Annotated in this window: 10 protein-coding genes; 4 read left to right on the top strand and 6 right to left on the bottom strand. The window is 48.2% G+C overall.

Features of this window, described 5'->3' with window-relative positions; genetic code table 11:
* The first annotated feature begins 529 nt into the window (after positions 1-529).
* Complete coding sequence (gene galR, locus ACJHX3_RS13990; protein WP_000201048.1) at positions 530-1,561, top strand: HTH-type transcriptional regulator GalR; 1,032 nt, start codon at positions 530-532, stop codon at positions 1,559-1,561.
* A gap of 6 nt (positions 1,562-1,567) precedes the next feature.
* Here galR and lysA read toward each other — a convergent pair whose 3' ends face one another.
* Complete coding sequence (gene lysA / locus ACJHX3_RS13985) at positions 1,568-2,830, bottom strand: diaminopimelate decarboxylase (RefSeq protein ID WP_001120711.1); 1,263 nt, start codon at positions 2,828-2,830, stop codon at positions 1,568-1,570.
* Positions 2,831-2,951: 121 nt separating this feature from the next.
* On the opposite strand from lysA, the gene lysR reads away from it, so the two are divergent.
* Positions 2,952-3,887, top strand: coding sequence for a DNA-binding transcriptional regulator LysR (lysR, locus tag ACJHX3_RS13980; protein ID WP_000741828.1), 936 nt, complete (start codon positions 2,952-2,954; stop codon positions 3,885-3,887).
* Here the strand turns inward: lysR and ygeA are convergent.
* From ygeA to ACJHX3_RS13955, 5 genes are all read right to left on the bottom strand, one after another.
* Positions 3,874-4,566: an amino acid racemase gene (gene ygeA, locus ACJHX3_RS13975; RefSeq protein ID WP_000848664.1), complete on the bottom strand. Its 693-nt coding sequence runs from the start codon at positions 4,564-4,566 to the stop codon at positions 3,874-3,876. The two genes, lysR and ygeA, sit on opposite strands and share 14 nt — an antisense overlap.
* A gap of 128 nt (positions 4,567-4,694) precedes the next feature.
* On the bottom strand, positions 4,695-6,113 hold the full coding sequence (gene araE, locus ACJHX3_RS13970; RefSeq protein WP_094308517.1) for an arabinose-proton symporter AraE: 1,419 nt from the start codon (positions 6,111-6,113) through the stop codon (positions 4,695-4,697).
* Positions 6,114-6,427: 314 nt separating this feature from the next.
* Positions 6,428-7,189, bottom strand: a complete 762-nt coding sequence (gene kduD, locus ACJHX3_RS13965) for a 2-dehydro-3-deoxy-D-gluconate 5-dehydrogenase KduD (protein ID WP_000603504.1) — start codon at positions 7,187-7,189, stop codon at positions 6,428-6,430.
* Between the two features lie 29 nt (positions 7,190-7,218).
* A complete protein-coding gene (gene kduI / locus ACJHX3_RS13960; protein ID WP_000383237.1) occupies positions 7,219-8,055 on the bottom strand; it encodes a 5-dehydro-4-deoxy-D-glucuronate isomerase in 837 nt (278 codons plus the stop codon).
* 286 nt (positions 8,056-8,341) lie between these two features.
* Entirely contained in the window at positions 8,342-9,523 is a 1,182-nt protein-coding gene (locus ACJHX3_RS13955) for an acetyl-CoA C-acetyltransferase (protein WP_000656029.1), read from the bottom strand.
* A 254-nt stretch (positions 9,524-9,777) separates the two neighbouring features.
* Here ACJHX3_RS13955 and ACJHX3_RS13950 point away from each other — a divergent pair, with 254 nt between their 5' ends.
* Positions 9,778-11,007 (top strand): amino acid permease, encoded by a 1,230-nt coding sequence (locus ACJHX3_RS13950; RefSeq protein ID WP_000065950.1) that lies wholly within the window; start codon positions 9,778-9,780, stop codon positions 11,005-11,007.
* A 459-nt stretch (positions 11,008-11,466) separates the two neighbouring features.
* Positions 11,467-12,036 carry a hypothetical protein gene (locus tag ACJHX3_RS13945; protein ID WP_094321854.1) on the top strand — a complete coding sequence of 190 codons (570 nt, stop codon included), beginning with the start codon at positions 11,467-11,469 and terminating at the stop codon, positions 12,034-12,036.
* The last annotated feature ends 92 nt before the right edge of the window (positions 12,037-12,128 follow it).

Raw genomic sequence — 12,128 nt, 5'->3', positions numbered from 1 at the left:
AAAGAACGCGAGCGACAGTAAATTAGGTGCGAAAAAAAACCTGCGCATCCGCGCAGGTTGGTGCAAGAGACAGGGTACGAAGAGCGTACCGAATAATCTCACCAATCAATACCTCTGGGATCTTGATTGTGGTCTGCACGACGACTCTTCGCCAGCGAGAAAACGCAAAGGAATGAAGGGAAATGCAACGAGGTGTGTAAATTGTCGGTTACTGTTACAGATTGATGACCGGCAAAAAAAAACCTGCGCATCTGCGCAGGCTGGTGTAATTCATGTGCTCAACCCGAAGTTGACTTCACCTATCAATACCTCTGGGATCACCACTTTAGCAACCTGAAGCCAAACGCCACCAGCGGTCAATCGCAACAGCGTTTCGCAAAGTGTAACCAAAGGTTTGCAATCTCTTTTTTTGTCTTACTTATTTGCGTTTGGCTCACATTCCCACGATGAAAACACGCCACCCCTTGAACCAACGGGCGTTTTCCGTAACACTGAAAGAATGTAAGCGTTTACCCACTAAGGTATTTTCATGGCGACCATAAAGGATGTAGCCCGACTGGCAGGCGTTTCAGTCGCCACCGTTTCCCGCGTCATTAATAATTCACCTAAAGCCAGTGAAGCTTCCCGGCTGGCTGTGCATAGTGCAATGGAGTCTCTTAGCTATCACCCGAACGCCAACGCCCGTGCGCTGGCGCAGCAGACCACTGAAACGGTCGGTCTGATCGTTGGTGATGTTTCCGATCCGTTTTTCGGTGCAATGGTGAAAGCGGTCGAACAGGTGGCTTATCACACCGGTAATTTCTTATTGATTGGCAACGGTTACCACAACGAACAAAAAGAGCGTCAGGCTATTGAGCAACTGATCCGCCATCGCTGTGCTGCGTTGGTCGTCCATGCCAAAATGATCCCGGATGCCGATTTAGCCTCATTAATGAAACAAATGCCCGGTATGGTGCTGATCAACCGTATCCTGCCTGGCTTTGAAAACCGTTGTATTGCTCTGGACGATCGTTACGGTGCCTGGCTGGCTACGCGTCATTTAATTCAGCAAGGTCATACCCGCATTGGTTATCTGTGCTCTAACCACTCTATTTCTGACGCCGAAGATCGTCTGCAAGGGTATTACGATGCCCTTGCTGAAAGTGGTATTGCGGCCAATGACCGGCTGGTGACATTTGGCGAACCAGACGAAAGCGGCGGCGAACAGGCAATGACCGAGCTTTTGGGACGAGGAAGAAATTTCACTGCGGTAGCCTGTTATAACGATTCAATGGCGGCGGGTGCGATGGGCGTTCTCAATGATAATGGTATTGATGTACCGGGTGAGATTTCGTTAATTGGCTTTGATGATGTGCTGGTGTCACGCTATGTGCGTCCGCGCCTGACCACCGTGCGTTACCCAATCGTGACGATGGCGACCCAGGCTGCCGAACTGGCTTTGGCGCTGGCGGATAATCGCCCTCTCCCGGAAATCACTAATGTCTTTAGTCCGACGCTGGTACGTCGTCATTCAGTGTCAACTCCGTCGCTGGAGGCAAGTCATCATGCAACCAGCGACTAACCGCAGTTAAAGCAATTCCAGCGCCAGTAATTCTTCGATGGTCTGGCGACGGCGAATCAACCGCGCCTGACCATTATCAAACAGAACTTCTGGTAACAGCGGACGGCTATTGTAGTTGGATGACATTGATGCGCCATATGCCCCTGTATCATGCAGTACCAGATAATCACCTGCCTTCACTTCCGGCAAGGCGCGGGTTTCAACATTTCCCCCTTCCTGCTGGGTAAAGACATCGCCCGATTCACATAACGGTCCGGCGACGACGGTTTCCACCGTTGGCGCGTGTTCCAGAGAACGACCATCAGCTGCCAGGGCACTGATATGGTGGTAACTACCGTACATTGCCGGGCGCATCAGATCGTTGAACCCGGCATCAACCAGCACAAAGTGGCGGCTCCCCATTTGTTTGACGCTCCGCACCTGAGTAATTAATACGCCAGACTGCGCTACCAGGAAGCGACCCGGTTCAATTTCCAGTTTCACAGGGTGGCCCAAATGGCGGGCGATTTGCTCACGCGCGGCATTCCACAGACCATAATAATGTTCGGTATCAACCGCCTCTTCACCCTGTTGATAAGGAACAGAAAGCCCACCGCCCGCAGAAATAGCCTGTAAATCCTGACCGAATTCGATGACCTGACGCACCATAGCACCACACACCTGTTCCAGATGGGCATAATCAACGCCAGAACCAATGTGCATGTGAATGCCGACCAGCTGCAGATGATGACGTTGTATCACGTCCAGTGCGGCGGGCAGATCGGTGTACCAGATACCGTGCTTGCTGTTTTCGCCACCGGTATTGGTTTTTTGGCTATGTCCGTGACCAAACCCCGGATTAACGCGCAGCCATACCCGATGCCCTGGCGAAACCTGGCCCAGTTGGTCGAGCATATCAACAGACCCCGCATTCACCGGAATTTGCAATTCACTGACGCGTTCAAGCGTCGCCTGATCGATAACATCTGCCGTAAAAACAATATCATCGGGGTGCGTTTGCGGATTGTAACCCGCCGCCAACGCACGCTCTATTTCGCCTAACGAGACGGAATCCACTTTCACGCCCTGCTCACGCATTAAGCGCAAAATATGAATATTGGAACAGGCTTTCTGTGCAAAGCGCACCACATCAAACTGTTTCAGCGCTGCAATCTGCCGACGAATAATTTGCGCATCGTAGACCCACACCGGGCAGCCAAATTCAGCGGGCAAACGCAGCAGATTTTCGGCGGTGAGATCGGTATCGGTGCTGAACAGTGAATGTGGCATAACAAACTCCAGATAAGTGCTTTTTTATGATTACGCCACATCATAAAAAGAATAAAAAATATCGATCTATGTCGAGTCTATGCAAAAATGATATGGATTACCGGATTGCGAGAGAGCGCTAATGGCCGCCGTTAACTTACGTCATATTGAAATTTTTCATGCGGTAATGACCGCCGGAAGCCTGACTGAGGCGGCACACCTGCTACACACCTCACAGCCAACCGTCAGCCGCGAACTTGCGCGCTTTGAGAAGGTGATCGGGCTGAAATTGTTTGAGCGCGTACGTGGGCGATTACATCCTACCGTGCAAGGACTGCGTCTGTTTGAAGAAGTGCAACGATCCTGGTACGGACTGGATCGCATTGTCAGCGCCGCAGAAAGTCTGCGCGAGTTTCGCCAGGGAGAACTGTCTATTGCCTGCCTGCCGGTCTTTTCGCAATCTTTTTTACCGCAGCTCCTGCAACCCTTTCTGGCACGTTATCCCGATGTCAGCTTAAATATCGTGCCCCAGGAATCACCGCTACTTGAAGAGTGGCTCTCGGCCCAGCGTCATGATTTAGGACTCACTGAAACGCTCCATACGCCTGCGGGAACAGAACGTACCGAATTACTCTCTTTAGATGAAGTGTGTGTGTTACCTCCGGGTCATCCGCTGGCGGTAAAAAAGGTATTAACGCCGGATGATTTTCAGGGTGAGAACTACATCAGCCTTTCCCGTACTGACAGCTATCGCCAGTTGCTGGATCAGCTATTTACTGAACATCAGGTTAAACGACGCATGATCGTAGAAACCCACAGCGCCGCGTCAGTCTGCGCAATGGTACGGGCGGGGGTAGGTGTTTCGGTGGTTAACCCGCTCACCGCACTAGATTATGCGGCAAGCGGTTTAGTGGTGCGGCGGTTCAGTATTGCGGTTCCGTTCACCGTCAGCCTGATCCGCCCCCTGCACCGCCCGTCATCAGCGCTGGTTCAGGCGTTTAGTGGGCATTTACAAGCGGGGTTACCGAAACTGGTCACTTCTCTTGACGCTATTTTGTCGTCAGCTACGACAGCATAAAAGCGACAGCATCCTCGGCATGGATCGCCGCGGTATCAAACACAGGCAAAACACTGCGCTCTTCTGGCACCAGTAAACCAATTTCTGTGCAGCCAAAAATGACGCCCTGTGCGCCCTGTTCTGCAAGGCGAGCAATCACTTGCGCATAATAAGCGCGTGACGCTTCGGTAAATTGCCCCAGACACAGTTCTTCAAAAATAATCTGATTAATTTTCGCCCGTTCATCCGCTTCAGGAATAAGACAATTGATGGAAAATTGTTCCGTCAGCCGCCCGCGATAAAAATCCTGTTCCATGGTGTAACGCGTACCCAGCAGCGCCACACGAGTCATTCCGGCCCCGGTAATTGCACGTCCGGTGGCATCCGCAATGTGTAAGAAAGGCAGAGTGCAACGTGACTCAATGGCATCCGCCACTTTATGCATCGTATTGGTACATAACACAATACCTTCTGCGCCCGCCCGCTGTAAGCCAAGCGCCGCCTCAGCCAGAATGTCCCCGGTTTTATCCCATTCCCCGCGACGCTGGCACTCTTCTATTTCATGAAAATCGACGCTATGTAGCAGCACTTGCGCAGAGTGAAGCCCACCAAGCCGCTGTTTAATGCCTTCATTTATCAAACGATAGTAAGGAATGGTGGATTCCCAGCTCATTCCTCCCAGCAAACCAATTGTTTTCATTCCTCTCTCCTGATGTGCGTTACCGCAACAAGGCTGAATAAGGAACGAGACAAACGCCTCAACGGCCAAGTGCCCGATCTCTATTAACGAAAAAAGGGCCGGATGTACAGCACATCCGGCCCGTGAAATCAGATGCCGATATTTCTCAACTTCTCGCCTGCCATCAGTTTGCGTTCGATATGTTCCAGCGTGACATTTTTGGTTTCCGGAATGAGCCAGAAAGTGATGCCCACAAACGCAATGTTCAGCGCAGTGTAGAGCCAGAACGTACCGGCAGCGCCAATGCTGTCGAGCAGCGTCAGGAAGGTCGCGCCGATAATCATATTCGACACCCAGTTCGTGGTGGTCGAACAGGTAATACCGAAATCGCGGCATTTCAGCGGCTGAATTTCAGAGCACAGGATCCACACCACTGGCGCGGCGCTCATCGCATAACCGGCAATACACATCATCGTCATGCCAACAGAGAGCCAGGACAAGCCACTGGAAGCCGTACCGTTATCAAACTGCATCAGGCAATAGCCCAGCACCAGAGTGCCTAACGCCATCACGCTGAAACCAATTTTCAGAGCCGGTTTACGCCCTGCTTTATCTACCGTAAACACCGCAATAAAGGTGGCGAACATAAAGGTCAGCCCTACGACCAGAGTCGCAATCATCTGTTGTTCTGTGGTCGTAAAGCCCGCCATTTTGAAGATACGCGGCGCGTAGTACATGATGATGTTCATACCGGTAAACTGCTGCATCGCCTGCAACAACATACCGAGAAACACAGCACGACGGACGTTACGGTTGATCTTAAACAGTGCCCAACCGCCCTGTTTTAACTTCAGGCTTTCACGAATTTCGTTGAGTTCTTCTCGCGCTTTTTCCGACGTATCGCGCAGCATACGCAATACTTCTTCCGCCTCAATATGACGCCCCTTTTCCGCCAGCCAGCGCGGGCTATTTGGCAGGAAGACTACCAGAATAATCAGCAGAACTGCTGGTAAAGCAAGAACCCCCAACATTGCGCGCCAGTTACCGCTATAACTGAACGCTGTATCGGATAAAAACGCCAGCACGATGCCGAGTGTGACCATCAACTGGTACATACTGATCATCTTACCGCGAACGTTTTCACTTGCCATTTCAGAAAGATACAGAGGAGCGGTGTAAGACGCGATCCCGACAGCAATGCCCAGCACCACACGAGCGGCGATTAACATCTCTACGCTGGTCGCAAAAGCGGACCCTATAGAACCGAGTACAAACAGGATGGCCCCCGCCATCAGGCTGTATTTACGCCCCAGGCGGAACGACAGCCAACCATTAAACAGCGCACCAATTGCTGCGCCGAGCATCATGCTACTAACCACCCATTCCTGCAAACGACTGGTCAGCACAAAGTGATCGGTAATGAACGGCAACGCTCCGGCGATTACGCCGACATCAAGACCAAATAACAATCCTGCGACCGCAGCAGCTACCGAAACAAACATATTCATACGCCGCGTATCCCGCAAAGAACGTGGCGTTAAAGCAGATTCCGTATTGATAGTAACCATTTTTTCCTGCCAGCAGAGAATAAGACATAGTGAAAAAATACGTGAACAATTCACACAGGTGTCAGGTCGGAAATAGCATAAATATGGATTAAATTGCTACGACATGCCGTTATGTGATGGATATTCCAATTTTAAAATTAAGTTGAATTATTGAGATTATTATTAACCACCTAATTTTAAAGCAGATAAAATTCATAAAGTTCATTCATTGATAATTGATATGGATTATTTCATAACCATGATATGGATTATGATGATCTACAGATATAAAAAACCCTGCCATGCGGCAGGGTCATAAAAGTAAGAAGAATGAATTAACGCGCCAGCCAACCGCCATCCACGGCAATGGTATAACCATTCACATAATCTGAAGCGCTGGAGGCAAGGAACACTACCGGCCCCATCAGGTCACTCGGCAGTCCCCAACGACCAGCTGGAATGCGGTCGAGAATTTCCGCGCTACGTTGTTCATCTGCCCGTAGTTGTTGAGTATTGTTGGTCGCCATGTAACCCGGGGCTATCGCATTAACATTAATGTTGTGTTTAGCCCATTCGTTCGCCATCAATCGCGTCACACCCATCACGCCGCTTTTTGATGCGGTATAAGAAGGCACACGGATCCCGCCCTGGAAGGAGAGCATTGACGCGATATTGATAATCTTGCCGCCATTGCCTTGCGCGATAAAGTGTTTCGCCGCTGCCTGAGACATGAAGAATACGCTCTTGATATTCAGGTTCATGACATCGTCCCAGTCCTTTTCGCTGAACTCGAGAGCATCTTCGCGGCGAATCAATCCGGCGTTATTCACCAGGATATCAATATGACCAAACTCCGCTACCGCGCGATCCAGCAGTGCTGGAATACCATCAATCTTTCGCAGATCGGCGGTCAGGCTTAAAAAACGACGCCCCAGCGCTGTGACCTGCTCGATGGTTTCAGTCGGTTCAACGATGTTAATGCCAACAATGTCACAGCCCGCTTGCGCCAGCCCCAACGCCATCCCCTGACCCAGTCCAGTATCACAACCAGTGACGACCGCAACTTTACCTTCGAGAGAAAATGCACTTAAAATCATAACAATACCTTATTCGTTTATGCCCACAACTAGCGCAAATCTTTAACGGCCACATGGTCCATATCATCAAAGACCTGGTTTTCACCAACCATGCCCCAGATAAAGGTATAAGCTTTGGTTCCGACGCCGGAATGGATCGACCAGCTCGGGGAGATCACCGCCTGCTCGTTATGCATCACAATGTGACGCGTTTCTTGCGGTTGCCCCATCATGTGGAAAACGCAGGCGTCATCATCCATATTGAAATAGAAATAAACTTCCATCCGGCGCTCGTGGGTGTGACACGGCATGGTGTTCCACAAGTTACCTGGAGCCAGCTCCGTCAGCCCCATACTCAATTGGCAGGTTTCCAGCACATCCGGGACAAAATATTTGTTAATAGTGCGACGGTTACTGGTGAGGTTATCGCCTAACGTGACTGGAGATACTTCGTCCGGGGTGACTTTTTTGGTGGGATACGTCGTATGCGCGGGTGCGCAATTGTAATAAAACTTCGCCGGAGTGCCGGTATCAATACTGGCAAAGACAACTTCTTTTGCACCTTTACCAACATACAGGGCGTCGCGGTGACCGATTTCATAGCATTGGCCATCGACAGTAATCGTACCGGCACCGCCAATATTGATAACACCTAACTCGCGACGTTCAAGGAAATAGCTTACGCCGAGTTGTTTACCAACTTCCCCGCCAACGGAAACCGTTTTAGTTATCGGCATAATGCCGCCAACAATAATTCGGTCAATGTGGCTGTAAACCATGGTGTACTCATCGGCGACAAATACCTTTTCAACCAAAAATTCATTGCGCAGCCCTTGGGTATCCAGCGTTTTTGCGTGCGCACTGTGGATGCTCTGTCTTACGTCCACATCAACCTCCGATAATCAGTGAAGCGTGAAAATAGAAAACGATAGTGAAACACTGTTTTGTTTTCTCTATAAAGGGATGATATGCCCATGGGCTAGGGTTTTCAATTAAAAATAAAACAATGTTTCATTTTTAAGTTAAGGATTAAAAAAAGTGCAGTGTCGATCACGAATATGTCATGAGAATGGAAAAATGAGGGAGCCCAGAAAATGTATGTCGACTTGCCAGCCATCATTATTCAACAGATTAATGACGGCAGATATTTATCGGTAAGGAGGAAATGCAGAGCTATTCGTCACGTTCAATGGTCAATGCCACACCCTGGCCCCCGCCGATACAAAGCGTTGCCAGTCCTTTGCGGGCATTACGTTTCACCATTTCATGAACCAGAGAAACCAGGATTCGGCAACCGGAAGCGCCTATCGGGTGACCAAGTGCGATCGCACCACCATTGACATTGACCCGACGCTCATCCCACTCAAGCATCTTGCCAACCGAAAGCGCCTGTGCAGCAAACGCTTCATTAGCCTCGATAAGATCGACATCAGCCAACTGCCAGCCTACACGCTCCAGGCAACGGCGGGTCGCATACACCGGCGCAATTCCCATCAATGCCGGATCTACACCAACGCTGGCAAATGCGCGAATGCGGGCCAGCACGGGTAAATTCAACGCTCGTGCTTTGGCTTCGCTCATCATCATTACCGCAGCTGCGCCATCGTTTATGGATGATGCATTACCCGCTGTCACAGAACCGAGACTATCAAATGAAGGATTTAAACGGGCTAAACCTTCTGCACTGGCGTCAGTGCGTGGCTGTTCATCGGTATCAACAACCAACGTCTGACCGTTACTTTGGGTCATTACCGGGACGATCTCATCTTTAAATCGTCCGGCGTCAATCGCCGCTCGCGCTTTTTGTTGCGAGCTAAGTGCGTAAGCATCCTGCAATTGACGGCTGATGCCATATTCGCGAGCCAGATTTTCGGCGGTGACACCAATATGATAATCATTGAAGGCATCCCATAACCCATCATGCACAAGACTGTCAACCAGCTGGCTATTGCCAAGCTGTGCACCGGTGCGGCTATCAGTCAGAACATGTGGTGCGCGGCTCATGTTTTCCTGGCCACCGGCGATGACAATATCAGCCTCGCCACACTGTATCGCCTGAGTAGCCAGATGCAGTGCTTTAAGTCCGGAACCGCAGACGTCATTAATCGTGATTGCAGAAACGCTATTAGGCAGACCACCTTTAATAGCCGATTGCCTTGCCGGATTCTGCCCTGCCCCTGCAGTCAACACCTGACCAAGAATTACTTCATCCACCGCATATGCAGGAACGCCGGTACGTTCTATTAACGCTTTCACGACCAGACTACCAAGTTCCACGGCGGAATGACCCGCTAACGCACCGCGAAAGCAGCCGATAGGTGTCCGTAACGCCCCGACAATCACAACGTCTTTCATCACAACCTCGCACCAATTAACAGTGCAATAGTAAATGATTGTTAATTACAGTTATCTTAATTGTTTAAAAAAAGTGATTTTTATCACAAAGGAAATATGCCTGAGCAGTAGTCAGAGTCATAACTGGCACGTAAGGTTTGCAACCACTAACCCACCAATAGAGGGGTAGATAGGGCGTTAATCTCCCATACTTAACCTGGTTTATGGTAAATTGCCCTCCATTTTGTTTAATTTGTAGATGATACGTTCAGATAATGTCTAATATTTGGTCTAAAGAAGAAACTCTGTGGAGTTTCGCGCTCTACGGCACAGCCGTTGGTGCAGGCACGCTCTTCCTTCCTATTCAGTTAGGTTCGGCAGGGGCTGTGGTCCTGTTTATTACTGCTCTGGTCGCCTGGCCTTTAACATATTGGCCACATAAAGCCTTATGCCAGTTCATCCTCTCATCGAAAACATCAGCAGGTGAAGGGATAACGGGCGCAGTAACACACTACTATGGCAAGAAGATTGGTAATCTGATTACCACGCTGTACTTCATCGCCTTTTTTGTCGTCGTGTTGATATATGCAGTGGCAATTACCAACTCACTTACGGAACAGCTGGCAAAGCATATGGTTATTGATCTTCGCATCCGTATGTTGGTGAGTCTGGGTGTTGTATTAATCCTGAATCTCATTTTTCTGATGGGACGCCATGCAACCATTCGGGTAATGGGTTTTTTGGTATTCCCATTGATTGCCTATTTCTTATTTCTTTCCATTTACCTTGTCGGTAGTTGGCAACCTGATCTATTAACGACCCAGGTAGAGTTCAATCAGAATACCCTTCACCAGATATGGATATCGATTCCCGTGATGGTTTTCGCCTTTAGCCATACGCCCATTATTTCTACGTTTGCCATAGACAGACGTGAAAAATATGGCGAACACGCTATGGATAAATGCAAAAAAATTATGAAAGTCGCTTATCTCATCATCTGCATAAGTGTACTGTTCTTTGTCTTTAGCTGCCTGCTTTCTATTCCACCTTCGTATATTGAAGCGGCTAAAGAAGAAGGGGTCACCATTTTATCGGCGCTTTCTATGCTGCCGAACGCCCCAGCATGGCTGTCAATTTCCGGGATTATTGTCGCAGTAGTTGCGATGTCGAAATCATTCCTGGGTACGTACTTTGGCGTTATTGAAGGTGCCACGGAGGTCGTCAAAACAACACTACAGCAGGTTGGTGTAAAGAAAAGTCGTGCATTTAACCGCGCACTATCAATTATGTTGGTATCGCTGATCACCTTCATTGTTTGTTGCATTAACCCGAACGCGATTTCGATGATTTACGCGATCAGCGGCCCGCTCATTGCCATGATACTTTTCATCATGCCTACGTTGTCAACGTATCTGATCCCGGCGCTTAAACCCTGGCGTTCCATCGGAAATCTGATTACGCTGATCGTGGGTATCCTGTGCGTATCGGTAATGTTCTTTAGCTGATATCCATTGTGAATGGTTCAAAATTGCTACAATTTTGAACCATTCCAGTTTTCATAATGTTCATTCGTTATTATTCCGCCCTATCACTTCTCTCATCATATCCTAGTATTATCAGTTAGTTAAACACACAAAGAGATCTGAACATCTTAAATAAGACCATTTAAGATGCATAACTTAGATTCGCAAGATATCTTCTGGTCATTCAAAAACAATTTGCGATATAGATATTCTCATACCATGAGATAGTTATCTGAACCACCCTCAACCAGGTAAGATTAAATCAGTGAAACATAATCATATTTAATAACGAGAAATGCATTTTAAAATGTCTTAATCAGAATTATAGCAAATACAGATTAATCGCAATTTTTCCCAGCAAAATTACAAAATCATGGTGTATTGACATCATCAATCACCAATGAAATTATGCAATTATATACGGATAGGGAGGTTCTTAACATGGGGCTTTGTAGTCGTTATAAAAGTCTTACATGCAATAGTTGCTCAATGCATTGCCAAATAATGCCAGAAGAGTCACCGCGTTTGCAGTACTGCGCAAACTCGTGTTTTTGTATGTGGCCCGAAGAAAGTTCATATTTTAATCGTGGTGTGGTAGAAGGTATCTTAACTAAAAACCACAAAGCGAGATTAAGCGGATATATTTTTGTCGATTTTTCAGTAAGTTTTTTACGTCTATTCCTTGAAAAAGACTGGATTGACTATCTTGCAAGTACTGACATGGGGATTGTTTTAGTCAGCGACCGCAATATGCAATCGTTAGCTAATTACTGGCGAAAACACAACTCAGCAATATCTGCTGTCATATATAATGATGATGGTCTTGATGTTGCCAATGAAAAGATCAGACAACTATTTATTGGTCGTTATTTATCATTTACCAGAGGTAACACATTAACTCAGATGGAATTCACCATAATGGGGTATATGGTTTCTGGTTATAATCCATATCAGATTGCTGAAGTTCTGGATATGGATATCCGTAGCATCTATGATCTTACCCAGCAATAGTGGACACGCGGCTAAGTGAGTAAACTCTCAGTCAGAGGTGACTCACATGACAAAAACAGTATCAACCAGTAAAAAACCCCGTAAACAGCATT

The organism is Escherichia sp. WS1265 (genome assembly GCF_046487585.1).
Taxonomy (GTDB): Bacteria; Pseudomonadota; Gammaproteobacteria; order Enterobacterales; family Enterobacteriaceae; genus Escherichia; species Escherichia coli.
Note: the sequence above shows the minus strand (reverse complement) of the source record. Positions and strands in the feature narration are given on the sequence as shown.